This window comes from Pseudomonas sp. CFBP 13710 (genome assembly GCF_014842235.1).
Lineage (GTDB): Bacteria > Pseudomonadota > Gammaproteobacteria > Pseudomonadales > Pseudomonadaceae > Aquipseudomonas > Aquipseudomonas baltica.
Map to the genome: position 1 here is coordinate 98,063 of NZ_JACYVJ010000010.1, position 20,300 is coordinate 118,362.

A 20,300-nucleotide genomic window follows, 5' to 3' on the forward strand; every position below is an offset into this window, starting at 1 on the left:
TTGCAGCTCACCGCATCGGCGGCCGCTCTTGAAGTAATGCCTATCATCGGGCTGGCGCAATGGGCCCAGCCGTCACGGAGCCTTGCAGCCCCGGCCAATCAAATCGTCGGTGGCGACCCAGTACACCAGGCCTTCGTCACCTTTCTTGTGAAACGCCAGCACACCATCGCTGAACAGCTCGCCCTCGGCCCCGGCCTGGGGCGTCAAGGCGTACTGCTTGTTGCTGCCGGCCAGGCGCACCTGCATCGCGCTCTTGTCGGCGACACTGTACCGCCATTGCACCTCGACCTGGCTGTCGCACTGCCAACGTGTCCAGTCGGGGGACACCGGCATCGGCTTATCCAGGTAGGCGCAGCCAGAAAGCAGCGCCATTGCCATTATCGCCAAACCGCCTTTCATTCATATACCTCTGGGCACTGGCTCACGCGCCGCAATCCTGTGCCGTGTTCCGGGCACCGGCCGGCGCACCAGTGGCGTTGGTCTGCACCCGTTGATCGTCCTGAGTCGTGGGCGTCACCACAGACACCGGGCTGAACACTTCACAGGCGCTGCCGGCGCCTGAACTCATGCAACCGCTGGACAGCGCCGCTGCCAGCAGGGTGGCCAAACCGAATGTCGCGGAACCGATCTTCATGGTGAACTCCTTGTGCCGGAGGCACAGATAATCTTGGTGCCAAAGGCAGTGATAATCGTGAGACTCACCACAGAAGACCCCTGGCAAGCGCCATTGGTTGCCCTCACGGACAACCCGGTGCCTGCGCCTGCTGTTCCGGCTCGTAGCGCTCCAGAGCCTCAGGCCCCATGCGCTTGCCGACCACCGGGATGCTTTCGGCCTGCCACTGCGACTGCGAACAGCCGCCACGGATCGCCGCCGGACCGTCGTCGACCGATGTTGCCGGCGCACCGGAACAGCCGGCCAGCAGGCCGATCAGCAACGCCAGGGTGGGTGCCTTGAGCATCCGTTTCTCCTCGAGCCTCAAAGGACGTCAGGCCTTGGCCCGCTGTTCCAGCATTTCCACGGCCGGCAGCACCTTGCCCTCGACGAACTCGAGGAACGCACCGCCGCCAGTCGAGATGTAGGAGATGTCGCCAGCGACGCCGTACTTGTCGATGGCCGCCAGGGTATCGCCGCCACCGGCAATGGAAAAGGCCGGGCTCTGCGCGATCGCCTTGGCCAATACCTGGGTGCCGTTGCTGAACTGATCGAACTCGAACACCCCTACCGGGCCGTTCCACAGAATGGTCTTGGACGACTTGAGCAGCTCGGCGAAGTGCTCGGCGGTCTGTGGACCGATGTCGAGGATCATGTCGTCATCGGCTACGTCGGCAATGAGCTTGACCGTGGCTTCGGCGCTTTCGGCGAACTCCTTGGCCACCACCACGTCGACCGGCAACGGCACGCTGACTTTGGCCGCGATGGCGCGCGCCGTGTCGAGCAGGTCAGGCTCGTACAGCGACTTGCCAACCTTGTGCCCGGCTGCGGCCAGGAAGGTGTTGGCAATGCCACCGCCCACGATCAGCTGGTCGCAGATGCCGCTGAGGCTATTGAGCACGTCCAGCTTGGTCGAGACCTTGGAGCCGGCAACGATGGCGGCCATCGGCTTGGCCGGGGCGCCCAGCGCCTTGCCCAGCGCTTCAAGCTCCGCGGACAGCAGCGGGCCCGCAGCGGCCACCTTGGCGAACTTGGCCACGCCGTGGGTGGAGCCTTCGGCGCGGTGCGCAGTGCCGAATGCGTCCATCACGAACACGTCGCACAGCGCCGCGTAGCGTTGAGCCAGCTCGTCGGCGTTCTTTTTTTCGCCCTTGTTGAAGCGCACGTTCTCGAACAGCACCACATCACCCGCCTCGACCTGGACGCCGTCCAGGTAGTCGGCGACCAGCGGCACGTCGCGGCCCAAGGCCTTGCTCAGGTACTCGGCCACCGGCTTGAGGCTGTTCTCGGCAGAGAATTCGCCTTCGGTGGGCCGGCCCAGGTGCGAGCAGACCATCACCGCCGCGCCCTTCTCCAGGGCCAGCTTGATGGTGGGCAACGAGGCGAGGATGCGCGCGTCGCTGGTTACCTTGCCATCCTTGACGGGTACGTTGAGGTCTTCGCGAATCAGTACGCGCTTACCTTGCAGGTCGAGGTCGGTCATCTTCAACACGGTCATTGCGTTCAGTCCTTTCAAGCTCGTTTGGAATTGTTCATGACGCGCAGGTAATGCCCCGCAACGTCGAGCATTCGATTGGCAAAACCCCATTCGTTGTCGAACCAGGCCAGCAGGTTCACCAGGCGCGGGCCGGAAACGCGGGTCTGGCTGGCATCGACGATGGCCGAATGAGGGTCGTGGTTGAAATCACAACTGGCGTGCGGCAACTCAGTGTAGGCCAGCAGCCCCTGCAACGGGCCACTGCACGCTGCTTCGTAGAGAATCCGGTTGACCTCCACGGCACAGGTGTCGCGCGCCATCTGCAGGGTAATGTCCAGGCATGACACGTTGACGGTCGGCACGCGCACTGCTTTGGCCTGGATTCGACCGGCAAGTTCCGGCAGCAGCCGTTCGATGCCACGGGCAAGGCCGGTGGAAACCGGAATGACCGACTGGAATGCCGAGCGCGTACGGCGCAGGTCTTCGTGGTGGTAGGCGTCGATCACCGGCTGGTCGTTCATGGCCGAGTGAATGGTGGTGATGGACACGTATTCCAGGCCGATGGCCTGATCCAGCAGGCGCAACAGTGGCACGCCGCAATTGGTGGTGCAGGACGCGTTGGAAACCAGCCGTTCGCGTCCGCTGAGGCAATCCTGATTGATACCGAACACGATGGTGGCATCGACGTCGGCTTCGCTGGCCATGGGCTGGGAAAACAGCACGGCCGGTGCGCCGGCGGCCAGGAAACGCTGGCCGTCGCCGCGGGTGTTGTAGGCCCCGGAGCATTCGAGCACCAGGTCGATGTCGAGCGCGGCCCAGTCGATCGCTTCGGGCGTGGCACTGCGGGTGACGCGTATGCGTTGCCCGTTGATCAACAGGTGGTCGGCATCCACCGTGACTTCACCGGGAAAGCGGCCGTGGGTCGAATCGAAGCGCGTGAGGTACTCGATGCTGGCCATGTCGGCCAGGTCGTTGATCGCCACCACCTCGAACTCGGCCTGCGCACCGCGCTCGCACAACGCACGCAGCACGCAGCGACCGATGCGGCCGTAACCGTTGAGAGCGACTCTGTAGGGGCGTGGAGAAGACATGAGCAAGTACGCCTGGAATTATTATGAGCATCCGAGGACCACCCGTAGGAGCGGCCCGTGGCCGCGAAAGCCTCGCCGCGGTACACCTGACACACCGCAGCACGCCCTTCGCGGCCCATGACCGCTCCTACAGGAGGTCCGCAATCCCCGTAGGAGCGGTCCGTGGCCGCGAAAGCCTCGCCGCGGTACACCTGACACACCGCAGCACGCCCTTCGCGGCCGATGACCGCTCCTACGCGGGTGTGGATCAGTCTTCGAGCAATTCTTCGGCGGTGGCCAGGATATTCTCCAGGGTGAAACCGAACTCTTCGAACAAGGCCGGCGCCGGTGCCGACTCGCCAAAGCTGGTCATGCCGATCACGCGGCCTTCCAGGCCCACGTACTTGTACCAGTAGTCGGCATGCGCCGCCTCGATGGCGATGCGCGCGCTGACCTGCAGCGGCAACACCGACTGCTTGTAGCCTGCGTCCTGCGCGTCGAACACGCTGGTGCACGGCATCGACACGACGCGCACGTTGCGGCCCTGCTCGGTCAGTTTGTCGAATGCCTTCACCGCCAGACCGACTTCGGAACCGGTGGCAATCAGGATCAACTCAGGCTCGCCAGCACAATCCTTGAGCACATAGCCGCCACGGGTGATATCGGCCAGTTGGGCCTGGTCACGGGTCTGGTGATCGAGGTTCTGACGCGAGAAGATCAGCGCCGATGGACCATCGTTGCGCTCCAGGGCGAATTTCCATGCTACCGCCGACTCGACCGCATCGGCAGGACGCCAGGTGTCGAGGTTCGGGGTGCAGCGCAGGCTGGCCAGCTGTTCGATCGGCTGGTGGGTCGGGCCATCTTCGCCCAGACCGATGGAGTCGTGGGTGAATACGTAGATCACGCGCTTCTTCATCAGCGCCGACATGCGTACCGCGTTGCGTGCGTATTCCATGAAGATCAGGAAGGTCGCGCCGTACGGCACGAAGCCGCCATGCAGGGCGATGCCGTTCATGATCGCGCTCATGCCGAATTCGCGTACGCCATAATAGATGTAGTTGCCGGCGGCGTCATCTGCTTCGACACCCTTGCAGCCTTTCCACAGGGTCAGGTTGGAACCTGCCAGGTCGGCCGAGCCACCGAGAATTTCCGGCAGCAATGGGCCAAAGGCGTTCAAGGCGTTCTGGCTGGCCTTGCGGCTGGCGATGGTCTCGCCCTTGGCGGCCACTTCGGCGATGTAGGCACTGGCCTTTTCGGAGAAATCGGCTGGCAGCTCACCGCTCATGCGCCGCACGAATTCATTGGCCAGTTCGGGGTAGGCGGCGGAATAGGCAGCGAAGCGCTGGTTCCACTCGGCTTCCACGGCAACGCCGGCTTCCTTGGCGTCCCACTCCTTGTAGATGTCGGCCGGGATTTCGAACGGGCCGTGGTTCCACTTCAGCGCGGCGCGGGTCAAAGCGATCTCTTCGGCACCCAGTGGCGCGCCGTGGCAGTCTTCCTTGCCCTGCTTGTTCGGCGAGCCAAAGCCGATGGTCGTCTTGCAGCAGATCAGGGTCGGCTGCTCGCTCTTGCGCGCGGTCTCGATGGCGGTCTTGATTTCATCCGCATCGTGGCCGTCGACGTTGCGAATCACTTGCCAGCCGTAGGCTTCGAAGCGTTTCGGCGTGTCGTCGGTGAACCAGCCCTCGACTTCGCCGTCGATGGAGATGCCGTTGTCATCGTAGAAAGCGATCAGCTTGCCCAGGCCCAGGGTGCCGGCCAGCGCGCTCACTTCGTGGGAGATGCCTTCCATCATGCAGCCGTCGCCGAGGAACACATAGGTGTTGTGATCGACGATCTTGTGGCTGTCGCGGTTGAACTGCGCCGCCAGCACTTTTTCTGCAATGGCGAAACCGACGGCGTTGGCCAGGCCCTGGCCCAGTGGGCCGGTGGTGGTTTCAACGCCTGGGGTGTAGCCGTACTCGGGGTGGCCCGGAGTGCGGCTGTGCAGCTGGCGGAAATTCTTCAGGTCCTCGATGCCCAGGTCGTAGCCGGTGAGGTGCAGCAGCGAATAGACCAGCATCGAGCCGTGGCCGTTGGACATGACGAAACGGTCGCGGTTGGCGAACGCCGGGTTGGCCGGGTTGTGCTTGAGGAAGTCACGCCACAGGACTTCGGCGATATCCGCCATGCCCATGGGGGCACCCGGGTGGCCGCTGTTGGCTTTTTGCACGGCATCCATGCTCAGTGCACGAATGGCATTGGCGCGCTCACGACGGCTAGGCATCGCATGTCTCCTGGGGTCTGTGTAGGCAGGGATACAACAAAGAACGACATTTTCCCCCACCGGCAGGGGGTTGGGCAATCGGACATTTGCCCCAGCGGGCAAATGCCCGGCCGCACCACTTCCGAACCAATATCAAAACTTTTTGATATTGGTCTTGCGAGGCTGCGCATCGCTCACTAGACTGCCGAACCTATGAACCTGCGCGCCCCTGCTTTCGACCATCAGGCAAGTGACGATCTGGCGGCCCTGTGCAAGGCCGGCGGCGATCCACTGCGCCTCAACGTGCTGCGCGCGCTGGCCAGCGATTCGTTCGGCGTGCTGGAGCTGGCGCAGATCTTCGCAGTGGGTCAGTCGGGCATGAGCCATCACCTCAAAGTGCTCGCCCAGGCCGACCTGGTGGCTACCCGCCGCGAGGGCAACGCGATTTTCTACCGCCGCGCCCTGCCCAACGCTCGCGCGCTGGGCGGGCGCCTGCACAGCGCCTTGCTCGAAGAGGTCGACGCGTTAAGCCTGCCGGCCGAGGCCCAGGTGCGCATGGCCGTGGTGCAGCGCCAGCGCGCGGCGGCCAGCGAAGATTTCTTCTCGCGCATGGAAGAAAAATTCCGCGCCCAGCAGGACCTCATCGCCGGCTTGCCGCAGTACCGCGAAAGCCTGCTGGCCCTGCTCGACAAACTCAGCTTCACCAGCCAGGCCAGCGCCTTGGAAGTGGGCCCTGGCGACGGCGGCTTCTTGCCCGAGCTGGCGCGGCGCTTTGCTCAGGTCACGGCGCAGGACAACAGCCCGGCCATGCTCGAACTGGCGCGTCAGGTCTGCCTGCGCGAGCGGTTGGGCAACGTGCGCCTGGAGCTGGTCGATGCCTTGGCACCCACCAGCCTGCGCGCCGACTGCGTGGTGCTGAACATGGTCCTGCACCACTTCAGCGACCCGCAGCAGGCCCTCGGTCATCTGGCCCAGCGCGTGCAACCGGGTGGCAGTCTTTTGGTCACAGAATTGTGCAGCCACAACCAGAGTTGGGCCAAGGAGGCCTGCGGTGATCTCTGGTTGGGTTTCGAACAGGAAGATCTGGCCCGTTGGGCCACCGCTGCGGGGCTTGTACCCGGAGAGAGCCTCTACGTGGGCTTACGTAATGGTTTCCAGATTCAGGTCCGACATTTCTCGCGGCCGGCTGGCGACACTCACCATCGGTCAATTTAGGAAACCGTCGAGATGAGCGAATACTCCCTTTTCACCTCCGAGTCCGTCTCTGAAGGACACCCGGACAAGATCGCCGACCAGATTTCCGACGCGGTGCTGGACGCCATCATCACCCAGGACAAGTTCGCCCGCGTGGCTTGCGAAACCCTGGTCAAGACCGGCGTGGCGATCATCGCCGGCGAAGTCAGCACGTCGGCCTGGGTCGACCTGGAAGACATCGTGCGCAAGGTCATCGTCGACATCGGCTACAACAGCTCCGATGTCGGCTTCGACGGCGCCACCTGTGCGGTCATGAACATCATCGGCAAGCAGTCGGTGGACATCGCCCAGGGCGTGGACCGCAGCAGGCCGGAAGATCAGGGCGCAGGCGACCAGGGCCTGATGTTCGGCTACGCCAGCAACGAAACCGACGTGTTGATGCCCGCGCCGATCTGCTTCTCGCATCGCCTGGTCGAGCGCCAGGCCGAAGCGCGCAAGTCCGGCCTGCTGCCGTGGCTGCGCCCCGATGCCAAGTCGCAGGTCACCTGCCAGTACGAAGGCGGCAAGGTCGTGGGCATCGATGCAGTGGTGCTGTCGACCCAGCACAACCCGGACGTGTCCTACAAGGACCTGCGCGAAGGCGTGATGGAGTTGATCGTCAAGCACGTGTTGCCGGCCGAACTGCTGCACAAGGACACCCAGTTTCACATCAACCCGACCGGCAACTTCATCATCGGTGGCCCGGTGGGTGACTGTGGCCTGACCGGACGCAAGATCATCGTCGACAGCTACGGCGGCATGGCCCGCCACGGTGGCGGTGCGTTCTCCGGCAAGGATCCGTCCAAGGTCGACCGCTCTGCGGCCTACGCCGGTCGCTACGTGGCCAAGAATATCGTCGCCGCCGGCCTGGCCGAGCGCTGCGAGATTCAGGTGTCCTACGCCATCGGCGTGGCCCAGCCCACGTCGATCTCGATCAACACCTTCGGCACCGGCAAGATCAGCGACGACCAGATCGTCAAGCTGGTGCGTGCGCACTTCGACCTGCGTCCGTATGCCATCACCACCATGCTCGACCTGCTGCACCCGATGTACCAGGCCACCGCGGCCTACGGCCACTTCGGCCGGGCGCCGGTGGAAATGACCGTAGGCGACGACACCTTCACCGCGTTCACCTGGGAGCGCACCGACCGTGCCGCGGCCCTGCGCGACGCCGCCGGCCTCAAGTAAGCCAGGCGCCTGACAGCAGTACACGAAAAGCCCCGGCCGGGTGACTGGCCGGGGCTTTTTTGTGTCGTCGCAAACGGCGCAGGCCTGCTTCGAGGCGAGACGGCTTTGACCTGGCCGGCAAAAGGTCCTTCAATGGAAGGATCATGTCGTGGGCCACTGCAGCAACTCGATACGTGGTGCCACGAATAGGACGCGTCCTACAGAAATTTACTTCAATTCATCGTCAACTATTCAGAATCATATTCACGGAGTCACCATGAACAAGCTTTCCTCCCTGTGCGCTTTGCTGGTCACCGGTGTGCTCGTCGCCCCGGCGATGGCTGCCCCTCCTGCCCCCGCCGTGGCGGCAGTGGCCACCGGTTGCGCCGCCAAGCAGCAGAACGTGCAGGCACAGATCGCCGTTGCCAAGGCCAACGGCAACCAGAATCAGGTCGATGGCCTGAACACCGCACTGCGCGAGATCCAGACCAACTGCACCGACAATTCGCTGCGCAAGGAACGTGAAGGCAAAGTGCTCGATGCCAAGCGCGAAGTCAGCAAGCGTCAAAGCGACCTGGACAAAGCCATGAAGAAGGGCGATTCGGAGAAGATCAACAAGCGCAAGGACAAACTCGCCGAGTCGCGCAAGGAATTGCAAGAAGCAATGGATGAGCTGGACAAGTAACGAGCATTGCGCGGCGAGTCATCTCGATGATCCGCCGCCTGTACGCAAAGTGCCGCTACATCGAGACGAAGAAGTAACTGACGATGATCGCGAACCCGGTGAACCATACCAACGACCGCAAGGCAGCCCAGTCGGCCAGGTAACAGATGATGTACAGCAGGCGTGTAGTGATGAACACCACTGCCAGCACGTCGAGCGTCACCTGTTGCGCATTGCCGACGATATCGGAAATGACCACTGCGGCGATGAAGCCGGGAAGAATTTCGAAACTGTTCAACTGCGCGGCGTGGGCCCGCTTGGGCAAGCCCTCCAGCGCGTCGAGGTAGGCTCGCGGATCATGGTTGTGGCGCAAGCCGAAGTGGCCGCCCGTGAACTTGGCGATATAGGCGCATGCGTAGGGCAATACCAAAGCGATCAAGACACACCAGAAGGCGACGGTCATACAGAGTTCCTTGTTCGAGTCTTCCATACCGATGTGCCCATGCACGCTCGATAGACATTAAGAGGACACACGCCGCGAAAGGTTCGCCCGCGCAGAGTTCCATTGCAATTATCAATTTGGCCGCCTTTGCGGCACTCCCTATAATACGCGCCGCTGTATTGCTGCATCCTTTTGCGCTCCTATTCCAATAAATCGTGTTCTCTGCAGTTCATGCGGAGGCTGGCGCATGCCTTTGTCGGGCAACTCACCCTCCTACTCGAGAACATCCGCATGCCACTTGCATTGTTTGCATTGGCCGTCGCCGCATTCGGCATCGGCACCACCGAATTCGTCATCATGGGCCTGCTCACCGATGTGGCGCAGGACCTGTCCGTCAGCATCCCGGATGCGGGCTTGCTGATCACCGGCTACGCCCTGGGCGTGGTCTTCGGCGCGCCGGTGCTGGCGGTGCTCACCGCCAACCTGCCGCGCAAGGCTACCTTGCTGGGCATGACCTTGATGTTCATCCTCGGCAACGTGCTGTGCGCGCTGGCGCCCAATTACGCCACGCTGATGGGCGCCCGAATCATCACGGCCCTGTGCCATGGAGCTTTCTTCGGAATCGGCTCGGTAGTGGCCGCAGGCCTGGTGGCGCCGAACAAGCGCGCCCAGGCCATCGCCCTGATGTTCACCGGACTGACCCTGGCCAACGTGCTGGGGGTACCGCTGGGCACGGCGTTGGGCCAGTTCGCCGGCTGGCGCTCCACGTTCTGGGCCGTCTCGGTGATCGGCATCATTGCCTTGCTGGCGCAGATCGTCTGGCTGCCCAAGGCCATTCCCATGGAACGCGGCAACCTGGCCCGCGAGTTCCGCGTGCTGCGCAAGCCCAACGTGTTGCTGCCCCTGGCCATGAGCGCGATGGCCTCCTGCAGCCTGTTCAGTGTGTTCACCTACATTGCACCGATCCTGCAGGACGTTACCGGCGTCAGCGCCCACGGCATCACCGTGATGCTGCTGCTGTTCGGCGTCGGCCTGACCATCGGCAGCATGCTCGGTGGCCGTCTGGCCGACTCGCGCCTGCTGCCCTCGCTGGTGGGCATGGCCATTGCGGTGGTGTTGATCCTGGCCCTGTTCACCCAGACCAGCGGCTCATTGATCCCGGCCGCGCTGACATTGCTGGCGTGGGGCGTGTTCGCCTTCGCGCTGTGCCCGATCCTTCAATTGCTGATCATCGACCAGGCACACGAGGCGCCGAACCTGGGCTCGACCCTCAACCAGAGCGCCTTCAACCTGGGCAACGCCGCCGGCGCCTGGGTCGGCGGCCTGGTTGTCGCCAGTGGTGCACCACTGGTGGATTTGCCATGGACCGGCGCCATAACCGGCATCGGCACCCTGATGCTCGCCGTGGTGTTCATCTATTGGCAGCGCAGGCCGACGGCGGCACTCAACGCGGCGGGATGAACGGGTGTGCCGTTCGGGCGCACGGCAACATCCAACAACACTGCAGCGTTTGATAGACCTCATCTATCGATAAATCTTCATCATTTGACCAAAGGAGCCCGGATGCTCGAGCTAGTTGCCACATTCATCTGCCTCACCACACTGCTGACCTATGTGAATTTCCGCTTCATCGGCCTGCCCCCTACCATCGGTGTGATGGTGACCGCTCTGCTGTTCTCGCTGATCCTGCAAGGCTTGAGTTTCATCGGCTACCCGGGCCTGGAAGAACGCGTCGAAGCATTGATGAACCAGATCGACTTCGGCGATCTGCTGATGAACTGGATGCTGTCCTTCCTGCTGTTCGCCGGCGCCCTGCACGTGAACCTCGCCGACTTGCGCAACTACCGCTGGCCGATCGGTCTGCTGGCCACTTTCGGCGTGCTGATCGCCACCTTCGTCATCGGCGCCCTGGCCTTCTGGATATTCGGCCTGTTCGGCTGGCACGTCAGCTTCCTGTACTGCTTGCTGTTCGGCGCCCTGATTTCACCTACCGATCCGATCGCGGTGCTGGGCGTGCTGCGCACGGCCAACGCCTCCAAGCCGTTGAAAACCACCATTGTCGGCGAATCGCTGTTCAACGATGGCACGGCGGTGGTGGTGTTCACCGTGCTGCTGGGTATCGCTCAACTGGGCGAAACACCGACGGCGGGCGCAACGGCCATGCTGTTCCTGCATGAAGCCGTGGGGGGCGCGCTGTTCGGCGGCCTGATCGGCTACATCGTCTACCGCATGATCAAGAGCATCGAGCAGTACCAGGTCGAGGTCATGCTGACCCTGGCGCTGGTGATCGGTGGCTCGGCCATGGCCTACGAGCTGCATGTGTCGGCGCCGATCGCAATGGTGGTGGCCGGGCTGATCATCGGCAACCTGGGGCGCAACCTGGCAATGAACGACATGACCCGGCGCTATATGGACGGCTTCTGGGAGTTGCTCGACGACATCCTCAACGCCCTGCTGTTCGCCCTGATCGGCCTGGAACTGTTGCTGCTGCCGTTCTCCTGGCTGCACCTGTTCGCAGCCTCCCTGCTGGCCGTGGCGATCCTGCTCTCGCGGTTGCTCACGGTGGCCCCGGCGATTCTGCTGCTGCGACGCTTTCGCAGCGTCCCGCGTGGCACCATTCGCGTGCTTACCTGGGGTGGCCTGCGCGGCGGCGTCTCGGTCGCCCTGGCCCTGGCCCTGCCGATCGGACCGGAACGCGACCTGCTGTTGAGCATCACCTACATCGTCGTGCTGTCCTCGATCCTGCTGCAGGGCCTGAGCATCGGCAAACTGGTCAAGGCCGTCACCCGCGAGCCGGATACGCAGGCCGTGCGCGAGCATTGATCGGCATCGTTCGCATACGAAAAACCCCGCTCTCGCGGGGTTTTTCATTTACACCATCACAACCAGGTCGCCATCAGAAGATGTTGATCGGGTACTCGACGAAAGCGCGTACTTCGTTGCCGTCGTCGTTATAGCCCGAAGCACGGACGTTGTCCGAGGTGCGCAACCACGAGCCGCGCAGACGCAGGGTCAGGTCCTTGGCCGGGCCGTTCTGCACCACGTACTGGACCTGGTTGAAGATCTCGCGTTCCTGGCCATCGCCCGTCGGGGTGCGGATGTTGTCGCCACGCACGTAGGCCACCTTGTAGGTCAGGCCGGGCACGCCGAACGTGCGGAAGTCGATGCCGTAGCCCAACTGCCAGGAGACTTCGTCTTCGGCGTTGAAGTCCGACCAGTACGAGTTGGCCAGGAAAATGGTCGAGCCACCGTCGCCCACGCCACCGGCGTTCTGATAGAAACCGTAGTTGTAGCCGGTATCGCCCGTGCTGCGCTGGTGTGCCAGGGTCAGCGAGTGCGGACCGAAGGCCCAGGTCGCGGCCAGGCTCCAGATCTTGTTGTCCTGGCCAGTGCCCAGCGTGCTGGCGTAGTCCTTGTCCAGGTGCGAGCGGTAGCCGTTGAAATCAAACGTCAGCGACTGTTCGCTCGGCAGGGCCAGCACGTAGTTGAGGTTGACGTACTGCTTCTTCAGCCGGTCTTCGACATCCGAGGCATACAAGGCGCCGGTCAGGCTGTCGCTGAACTGATAGCTGCCGCCGTACACGTCGATTTTCTTCAGGCCACCGCTGTCGCGGGCTTCGGCGCTCTTGCGCGCTTCCTGGGTGAAGCGGCCGGCGTTGAGCACCAGGCCATCGATTTCCTTGGAGGTGATCAGGGTGCCGGTGAAGCTTTCCGGCAACAGGCGCGAATCGTCGAAATTGAGCACCGGCAGCGCCGGCATCTGGTCGCCGTACTTGATCACGGTATTGGAGATGCGCACTTTCACCGCTGCGCCGGCGCGGGCCAGATCGTGGGGCGCACTGCTCGGATCGTCCGAAGTACCGCCACGCTTGAAAAAGTCGATGCCGCCGGCACCGGCGCGACCGGTGCCGCCGTCCAGGCGCAGCGCATACAGGCCGAATGCATCGACGCCGACGCCGACCGTGCCCTGGGTGAAACCGGAATTGAACTTGGCGATCACACCCTGGCCCCACTCGGCCTTGTCCTGCCCGCCATGCTTGTAGTCACGACTGATGTAGGCATTGCGCAGCAGTACGTCGAGGTGGCTGTCTTCGACGAAGCCCTTGCTATCGGCCTGTTCGCTGGCCATGGCCTGGGTCGCCGCCATCACGCCCAGCGCGAGGACAGCCAGTTTCTTGTTCAACATCTTGTTTTCCCTAATCACCAGTGAGGACGCGACACGGCCACCCGCTCGTTTCCCGCCGTCCGCATTGCCAGCGCAACGCTCTGCAACAGGCATTCGGAGGGGCGGGGCAGGGTCTATGCGGGCCAGTGCGCGGGGTCGGATCCTAGCGATGGGAGGACGCGAAAGTCAAAATTTCGTGAAACTTTATCGCTATAAGCAGGTCGCTTTGCGGCATAACGCCCACAAAAAAGCCCGACATCAGGTCGGGCTTCAAAGGCTGGTCAGCCCGCCTCAGCCGCGCACGGGCGCCGGCTGCTGCTGGGTCAGGCAATGGATGTTGCCGCCACCGAGCAGCAATTCACGGCCCGGCACCATCACCACTTCGTGCTCCGGAAACAGCTGCTGCAACAGGGCCTGCGCCTGGCTGTCGAGCGGGTCGTCGAAGCTGGGCGCGATGATGCCGCCGTTGACGATCAGGAAGTTAACGTAGGATCCGGCCAGGCGCACGGACGGGTGACGCTCCTGGCTGCCGGCAACCAGATCGACGCCATCGCACTCCTGCTGGGTGGCATACAGGGGCCCTGGGATCGGCATCTTGTGCACCACCAGCGCCCGGCCCTTGGCATCGACACTGCTTTCCAGCACCTGCAGGGCAGCCTGGCAACGGGCATAGTTCGGGTCACTGGCGTCGTCGGTCCAGGCCAGCAGCACTTCACCGGGACGCACGTAGCAGCAGAAGTTGTCGACGTGTCCGTCGGTCTCGTCGTTGAACAGGCCGTCGGGCAGCCAGATGACCTTGTCCACTGCCAGATGATCGGACAGGATTCGCTCGATCTGCTCGCGGTTCAGGTGCGGGTTGCGATTGCGGTTGAGCAGGCATTCCTCGGTGGTGATCAGCGTGCCTTCGCCGTCCACGTGAATCGAGCCGCCTTCGAGCACGAAACCTTGCGTGTAGTAACCCTGGCAGCGCTCCATGCCCAGCACCTTGCTTGCCACCTGCTCGTCGCGGTTCCAGGGCGCATAGAGGCCACCTTCAAAGCCGCCCCACGCATTGAACGCCCAGTCCACACCGCGCACCTGGCCGCTTTCGTCGATCACGAAGGTCGGCCCGGTATCACGCATCCAGGCATCGTCGCTGCTCATTTCGACCACGCGAATGTTCGGCACGTCCAGGCGCGCGCGCGCGTTGTCGTACTGCCCGGCAGACACCCCGACCGTGACCGGCTCGAAACGCGCGATGGCCTTGGCCAGGGCGACATGCGCCGCCTGCACCGGCTTGCCGCCCAGGCGCCAGTTGTCCGGGCGCTCGGGCCACAGCATCCAGGTCTGGGTATGGGGCGCCCATTCGGCCGGCATGTGGAAACCGTCGGCGCGAGGGGTACTGTCGAGCGTGGTCATGGGTCAGGGCTCCGGTGGTCCATGAAAAAGGTATGGGCGCACTCTACAGGTTGTCGAGCGGATCGTGAAACGCGCCCAGGCCTGTCTTTCAGCCCTGGATTTCGTCAAGCACCTGCGCCACGCAATCGACGAAGAAATCCACGCTCTGTCGGGTGGTCACCATCGGCGGCTTGATCTTGAGGATGTTCAGGTGGTCACCGGTGGGCTGCATGAAGATGCCCAGCTCGCGCAGCCGCTCGCACAGCAACGCCGTCTCCTGCGTCGCCGGCGCCAGGCTATGGCGATCGCGCACCAGTTCCAGGCCCAGATAGAACCCGGACCCGTGCACGGCGCCCACCAGCGGATGCTGGTCGAGCAACCCTTGCAAGCGTGCCTTGAAATGCCCGCCGACCACCCTCGCGTTCTCCCACAGCCCCTCTTCGGCCATCACATCGAGCACCGCCAGGCCAATGCGGCAACTGACCGGGCTGCCACCGGACGATGAGAAGAAATACCCCTCGGCTTCCAGTGCCTCGGCTACCTCGCGGCGGGTAATCACCGCGCCCAGCGGGTGACCATTGCCCATGCCCTTGGCCATGGTGATGATGTCCGGCACCACGCTTTGCTGTTCGAACCCCCAGAAATACTCGCCCAGGCGCCCATAGCCAACTTGCACTTCGTCGGCGATGCACAGCCCGCCCCGCGCGCGAACGCGCTCATAGACCTGCTGCAGATAGCCCTCGGGCAAGGCTATGCCACCGGCGTTGCCGTACACCGGCTCGCAGATGAAACCGGCCAGTTGGCGGCCCTGCTCATCCAGCTGATGCAAGGTGTCGTCGACACTGCGGACGTAGCCTGCGGTGCAGTCGGGACCACGGAAAGTGCCACGGTAGCTGTTGGCCGCCATGACCGGATGGACCCAGTCCGGTCGCGTGCTCAACGCCTGCGGGTTGTCGGCGATGGAGGTGGAAATGGCATCGGTGGCCACCGACCAGCCATGGTAGGCCTCGAGCATGCTGAGCATGTCGCGCCCGCCGCTGGCTGCCCAGGCCAGGCGGATCGCCAGATCGTTGGCCTCGGTGCCGCTGTTGACCAGAAACACCCGATCGAAACCTGGCGGCGCGAGTGCCAGCAGGCGCTCGGAAAACTCGGCGATCGCTGCATAGTGAAAGCGTGAGTTGGTATTGAGCAGTGACCATTGCCGCGCCGCCACCTGGGCCATGCGCGGGTGTCCATGGCCGAGCACCGCGACGTTGTTGAGCATGTCCAGGTACGACTGGCCGTGCATGTCGATCAGATGGTTGCGCCAGCCGCGCTCGATCTGCGGCGGCGCCTGGTAATAATGCTTCTGCGAGCGAGCGAAACTGGCGTCGCGCCGCTGCAGCAGCAGACCTGCGTCGGGCGGTAGCGGCGCGTCGCAATCCATGCCGAGCACCCATGCCGGCGACGGGCACAGGGACTGCCAGGCCGCCGCCCGCGCCGGCGTGCAGAACAGTGGCGGGCTCACATCAGGGCTGCGGCACAACTGCACCAGCAGCGAACCGTCGACCTTGCCCAACGGTGCGCCCGCAGCCAGCACGGTCCCCGCCGGGCTTGGGCAGTCGAGCCCCCACAGGTGCAGGCTCACGGAAGGACCTTCGAGCACCACGCTGGCATCTGCCAACCGCTTCAGCGTGCCAGCCCAGGGCGCCTGCAGGTTGGTGCCCGGCGGCGCCTGAACCTGCACATGCAGCGCGCAGGTCGCCGAGGCCGCGCAGGTATCGATGCGGGTACGCGAGAGGCGATACTCACCATACCCCGTACAGGCCCAGCCGCTGCCCGCTGCGGCATCGCTCAGCAGCCGTTCGTCGATATTAGCTTGCTCCCAATTGCCGTCCGCGAAATGCTCGCTGAGTACGCCCAAGTCCACTCGACAAACTGTCGAATGCGTCACGTGGGCAAACAAAGGCAATATGCCATCTCCGCCTGATTCAGGTATGCTCTGGCCCACACTGCTGAAAATTGCCGCTTCCATCAATTCGAATGGTTCTGCGGTAGCTATGTCGAAGATTTCCCACTCATGTTCGACATTCGCCCGGATGTAGTCGTTGTCCGGTGCCACGCTCAACTGCCGGGCGCTGCTCGACACCAGCACCGCGGCCCGCAGCACCACCAATGGCCACAACGCACGCAACTCCGCTGCATCGAGCGGATTGACCCGATGATAGGCTGCCACTGCCGGCAACACCGCGAACGGATCGCCATGGCCATGATGCAGCAGCGCAGCGCAGGTCGCCGCCAGGTCCGCCACCCGCCAGGTGTGCACCAGATCACCGAAGTCGATCAGGCCCGTGAGCTGCCAGCGCAGGTCGGCATCGCGCTGCCAGACACTGTTGTCATCGGTGATGTCCAGATGCACCGCCTGCAGCGGCAGATCGGCACTGACCGCACCCAGTCGACGCTGCGCCTGGAACGCCATTTCGACCACACGGCCGCGCTGCCTGGGATCGTCGAGCGCCGGCAACAGATGATCAAGCAACTTATGCGCATGTCGCGGGTCCCATTGCAGCGTGCGCGCAAGGCCAGGGTGTTGAAAGTCGAGCAAGGCGCGGCCTACTTCGCCGCACAACTGACCGATGCGCGCGATCGCAGCCGGCCCCAGATGCTTGAGGCGTGTCAACGGCTGACCGTCCAGATAGCTCAACACGCGCATCTGCAGGCGCTGCTGGCCCAGGTGTACGCCGAGGGTGTCGCGACCGTCGAGGGCAGCCAGTGCCTGTGGTACTGCAAGGCCGTGGCCAGCCAGATGGCGCATCGCGGCATGCTGGGCCGCGAGTGCCTGGGGGGCGTCATCGTGACAGAACTTCAGCACCCAGCGATGCTGGGCGCTTTCCACGCGAAAATTGAGGTCTTGCTGGCTGCCCAGGCTGTGCAGCTGACCTTGCAGGCCATAATGCTCGAACAACAATGCCTGCGCCTGTTCGATACTCACCACGGGGTTGGGACGACTGGCGCGATGCACGAGCGTGTCGAGCGGCATGAATGAAACCTCGATGGTCTGGTTTGCAAGTACTGTAGCGGTTCGCCGCGCAGGATTTCCACCGCCGGCAACCCTGCCGCTCGCGATTCGATCGCGCAGGCAGACTGCCGTTGAACTACGCCGCCCCAGGCCTGTGTCACTCATGAACAAGCCTGGGGTGGAACACCGTTGCACATTCGTTTGACAAACCGGGCTTGCACCGCCGCGCCCATCCACACAAGCTAGGCTGCAACGAATCATTGTCAGCTCAGGAAGAAGGCTTTCGACATGCGCATTCTCATCACCGGCGGCGCCGGTTTCATTGGCTCGGCACTGGTGCGTCACCTGATCGCCAACACCGAGCACGAAGTACTCAACCTCGACAAGCTGACCTACGCCGGCAACCTCGAATCACTGGCTGAAATCGCCAGCGACAGCCGTTACGAATTCGTCCAGGCCGACATTGCCGACCAGGCCGCGGTCAGCGCCGTGCTGGCGCGCTTCCAGCCCCACGCGATCATGCACCTGGCGGCCGAATCCCACGTTGATCGCTCCATCGACGGGCCGGGCGAGTTCATCCAGACCAACGTGGTCGGTACCTACGCCTTGCTCGAAGCCACCCGTGGCTACTGGCAGCACCTGCCGGCGGCCGAACGCGAAGCCTTTCGCTTCCACCATATTTCCACCGACGAGGTCTACGGCGACCTGCACGGCGTGGACGACCTGTTCACCGAAACCACACCGTACGCGCCAAGCTCGCCGTACTCGGCTAGCAAGGCAGCCTCCGACCACCTGGTGCGTGCCTGGCAGCGTACCTACGGGCTGCCGGTGCTGATCACCAACTGCTCGAACAACTACGGCCCGTATCACTTCCCGGAAAAACTCATTCCGCTGGTGATTCTCAATGCCCTGGCCGGCAAGCCACTGCCCGTGTACGGCAATGGCATGCAAGTGCGTGACTGGCTGTACGTCGAAGACCATGCCCGCGCCCTGTTCAAGGTCGTCACCGAAGGCGTGGTCGGCGAGACCTACAACATCGGCGGCCACAACGAGCAGAAGAACATCGACGTGGTGCGCAGCATCTGCGGCCTGCTCGACGAACTGGCGCCACAGCGTCCGGACGGCGTGGCGCACTATGCCGACCTGATCACCTTCGTCAAGGACCGCCCGGGCCACGATGTGCGCTATGCCATCGACGCCAGCAAGATCGAGCGCGAACTGGGCTGGGTGCCGCAGGAAACCTTCCAGACCGGCCTGCGCAAGACCGTACAGTGGTATCTGGACAATCTTCAATGGTGCCGTCGCGTACAGGATGGCAGTTATCAAGGTGAACGCCTGGGCTTCACCGAACCTAAGGATTTGATCGCATGATGAAAGGTATCGTTCTGGCCGGGGGCTCCGGCACCCGCCTGCACCCCATTACCCTGGGTGTTTCCAAGCAACTGCTGCCCATCTACGACAAGCCGATGATCTACTACCCGATCTCGGTACTGATGCTGGCCGGCATCCGCGAGATCCTGCTGATCTCCACCCCTCAGGACCTGCCGCAATACCGCCAGTTGCTCGGCGACGGCAGCCAGTTCGGGATCAACATCCAGTTCGCCGAACAGCCAGCACCGGACGGCCTGGCCCAGGCGTTCCTGATCGGTGAGGAATTCATCGGCGAAGACCCGGTGTGCCTGATCCTGGGCGACAACATCTTCCACGGCCAGCACTTCAGCGACCAGCTCAAGCGTGCCTCGGCGCACCCGACCGGCGCCACCGTGTTCGGCTACTGGGTCAAGGATCCGGAGCGTTTCGGCGTGGTCGAGTTCGACCAGGACGGGCGTGCACTGTCCATCGAAGAGAAGCCGACCGAGCCCAAGTCCAGCTATGCGGTCACCGGCCTGTATTTCTACGACAACGACGTGGTGCGCATCGCCAAGGATGTCCAGCCTTCGCCACGTGGCGAGCTGGAAATCACCGACGTCAACAATGCCTATCTGGAACGCGGCGACCTGCGCGTGGAACGCTTCGGCCGCGGCTTTGCCTGGCTCGACACCGGTACCCACGACAGCCTGCTCGATGCTTCGCAATACGTGCAGACCATCGAACACCGTCAGGGCCTGAAAGTGGCTTGCCTGGAAGAGATCGCCTACCAGAACCACTGGATCGACCGCGAACAGCTGCTGGTACGCGCCAAGTACTTCGGCAAGACCGGCTATGGTCAGTACCTGTACTCGCTGGCCGGAGAAACCCGATGAAAGTGATCGCTACCGACCTGCCCGATGTGTTGATCATCGAGCCGAAGGTTTTCGGTGACGAGCGCGGCTTCTTCTACGAAAGCTTCAATGCCAAGGCCTTCCAGGAGGCCACCGGCGTGACGCTGCCGTTCGTCCAGGACAACCATTCACGCTCCGCCCGCGGCGTGCTGCGCGGGCTGCACTATCAGGTGCAGCATGCCCAGGGCAAGCTGGTTCGCGTGGTCACCGGGCAAGTGCTCGACGTGGCAGTGGACATCCGCCGCAGCTCGCCGAACTTCGGCAAGTGGGTGGCGGTCGAGCTGTCCGCGCAGAACAGCCGTCAGTTGTGGATTCCGCCGGGCTTCGCCCACGGTTTCGTGGTGCAGAGCGAGTACGCCGAGTTCCTCTACAAGACCACCGATTACTACGACCCGTCGTCCGAGCGCAGCATTGCCTGGGATGACGAGCAGTTGGCAATCGACTGGCAGCTGGACGCAGCCCCGTCGCTGTCGGCCAAGGACCTGGCCGGCAAGCGCCTGGAAGAGGCCGACGTGTTCCCGTGATCGGCCTGCGGTAACGTCGCGATGC

The 20,300-nt window shown here is 63.4% G+C and carries 18 protein-coding genes; 8 read left to right on the top strand and 10 right to left on the bottom strand.

The genetic code is table 11. The annotated features are described in order from the left end of the window. Positions 1 to 72: 72 nt before the first annotated feature. The 6 genes from IFT44_RS18105 to tkt all read right to left on the bottom strand — a co-directional run bounded on the left by IFT44_RS18105 (position 73) and on the right by tkt (position 5,465). Positions 73 to 399 carry an MliC family protein gene (locus tag IFT44_RS18105; protein ID WP_192176349.1) on the bottom strand — a complete coding sequence of 109 codons (327 nt, stop codon included), beginning with the start codon at positions 397 to 399 and terminating at the stop codon, positions 73 to 75. Positions 400 to 421: 22 nt separating this feature from the next. After that, positions 422 to 634 carry a hypothetical protein gene (locus IFT44_RS18110; RefSeq protein WP_122479814.1) on the bottom strand — a complete coding sequence of 71 codons (213 nt, stop codon included), beginning with the start codon at positions 632 to 634 and terminating at the stop codon, positions 422 to 424. Positions 635 to 737: 103 nt separating this feature from the next. Beyond that, positions 738 to 959 carry a hypothetical protein gene (locus tag IFT44_RS18115; protein ID WP_122479815.1) on the bottom strand — a complete coding sequence of 74 codons (222 nt, stop codon included), beginning with the start codon at positions 957 to 959 and terminating at the stop codon, positions 738 to 740. A gap of 27 nt (positions 960 to 986) precedes the next feature. Continuing rightward, positions 987 to 2,150, bottom strand: coding sequence for a phosphoglycerate kinase (locus IFT44_RS18120; protein ID WP_122479816.1), 1,164 nt, complete (start codon positions 2,148 to 2,150; stop codon positions 987 to 989). Positions 2,151 to 2,164: 14 nt separating this feature from the next. Further along, positions 2,165 to 3,220, bottom strand: coding sequence for an erythrose-4-phosphate dehydrogenase (gene epd / locus IFT44_RS18125; RefSeq protein WP_122479817.1), 1,056 nt, complete (start codon positions 3,218 to 3,220; stop codon positions 2,165 to 2,167). Between the two features lie 247 nt (positions 3,221 to 3,467). After that, positions 3,468 to 5,465: a transketolase gene (gene tkt / locus IFT44_RS18130; RefSeq protein WP_122479818.1), complete on the bottom strand. Its 1,998-nt coding sequence runs from the start codon at positions 5,463 to 5,465 to the stop codon at positions 3,468 to 3,470. Positions 5,466 to 5,657: 192 nt separating this feature from the next. Here tkt and IFT44_RS18135 point away from each other — a divergent pair, with 192 nt between their 5' ends. From IFT44_RS18135 to IFT44_RS18145, 3 genes are all read left to right on the top strand, one after another. Continuing rightward, the gene (locus IFT44_RS18135) at positions 5,658 to 6,659 is read left to right on the top strand and encodes a metalloregulator ArsR/SmtB family transcription factor (protein WP_122479819.1); all 1,002 of its coding nucleotides are present in this window, start codon (positions 5,658 to 5,660) and stop codon (positions 6,657 to 6,659) included. 12 nt (positions 6,660 to 6,671) lie between these two features. Next, complete coding sequence (metK, locus tag IFT44_RS18140; protein WP_122479820.1) at positions 6,672 to 7,865, top strand: methionine adenosyltransferase; 1,194 nt, start codon at positions 6,672 to 6,674, stop codon at positions 7,863 to 7,865. 256 nt (positions 7,866 to 8,121) lie between these two features. Next, positions 8,122 to 8,529 carry a DUF1090 domain-containing protein gene (locus IFT44_RS18145; protein WP_185794743.1) on the top strand — a complete coding sequence of 136 codons (408 nt, stop codon included), beginning with the start codon at positions 8,122 to 8,124 and terminating at the stop codon, positions 8,527 to 8,529. Positions 8,530 to 8,584: 55 nt separating this feature from the next. On the opposite strand, the gene IFT44_RS18150 is transcribed toward IFT44_RS18145, so the two are convergent. Next, complete coding sequence (locus tag IFT44_RS18150) at positions 8,585 to 8,971, bottom strand: MAPEG family protein (protein WP_192176350.1); 387 nt, start codon at positions 8,969 to 8,971, stop codon at positions 8,585 to 8,587. A 270-nt stretch (positions 8,972 to 9,241) separates the two neighbouring features. Between IFT44_RS18150 and IFT44_RS18155 the strand changes: the two genes are divergently transcribed. Together IFT44_RS18155 and IFT44_RS18160 are read left to right on the top strand one after the other, a co-directional pair. Continuing rightward, positions 9,242 to 10,411, top strand: a complete 1,170-nt coding sequence (locus tag IFT44_RS18155; RefSeq protein ID WP_192176351.1) for an MFS transporter — start codon at positions 9,242 to 9,244, stop codon at positions 10,409 to 10,411. 102 nt (positions 10,412 to 10,513) lie between these two features. Continuing rightward, complete coding sequence (locus IFT44_RS18160) at positions 10,514 to 11,773, top strand: cation:proton antiporter (protein WP_122479824.1); 1,260 nt, start codon at positions 10,514 to 10,516, stop codon at positions 11,771 to 11,773. A 73-nt stretch (positions 11,774 to 11,846) separates the two neighbouring features. Here IFT44_RS18160 and IFT44_RS18165 read toward each other — a convergent pair whose 3' ends face one another. From IFT44_RS18165 to IFT44_RS18175, 3 genes are all read right to left on the bottom strand, one after another. Next, positions 11,847 to 13,136 carry an OprD family porin gene (locus tag IFT44_RS18165; protein ID WP_192055013.1) on the bottom strand — a complete coding sequence of 430 codons (1,290 nt, stop codon included), beginning with the start codon at positions 13,134 to 13,136 and terminating at the stop codon, positions 11,847 to 11,849. A 270-nt stretch (positions 13,137 to 13,406) separates the two neighbouring features. Then, positions 13,407 to 14,513 (bottom strand): agmatine deiminase, encoded by a 1,107-nt coding sequence (aguA, locus tag IFT44_RS18170; protein ID WP_192103185.1) that lies wholly within the window; start codon positions 14,511 to 14,513, stop codon positions 13,407 to 13,409. Positions 14,514 to 14,601: 88 nt separating this feature from the next. Further along, positions 14,602 to 17,511 (bottom strand): aminotransferase, encoded by a 2,910-nt coding sequence (locus tag IFT44_RS18175; protein ID WP_192176352.1) that lies wholly within the window; start codon positions 17,509 to 17,511, stop codon positions 14,602 to 14,604. 267 nt (positions 17,512 to 17,778) lie between these two features. On the opposite strand from IFT44_RS18175, the gene rfbB reads away from it, so the two are divergent. From rfbB to rfbC, 3 genes are read left to right on the top strand one after another with little or no spacing between them, the layout of a single operon-like run. Further along, entirely contained in the window at positions 17,779 to 18,861 is a 1,083-nt protein-coding gene (gene rfbB / locus IFT44_RS18180) for a dTDP-glucose 4,6-dehydratase (protein ID WP_122479828.1), read from the top strand. Further along, complete coding sequence (gene rfbA, locus IFT44_RS18185; RefSeq protein WP_122479829.1) at positions 18,858 to 19,733, top strand: glucose-1-phosphate thymidylyltransferase RfbA; 876 nt, start codon at positions 18,858 to 18,860, stop codon at positions 19,731 to 19,733. The genes rfbB and rfbA overlap by 4 nt, the downstream gene beginning before the upstream one ends. After that, complete coding sequence (gene rfbC / locus IFT44_RS18190; protein ID WP_122479830.1) at positions 19,730 to 20,275, top strand: dTDP-4-dehydrorhamnose 3,5-epimerase; 546 nt, start codon at positions 19,730 to 19,732, stop codon at positions 20,273 to 20,275. Before rfbA ends, rfbC begins: the two co-directional genes overlap by 4 nt. The last annotated feature ends 25 nt before the right edge of the window (positions 20,276 to 20,300 follow it).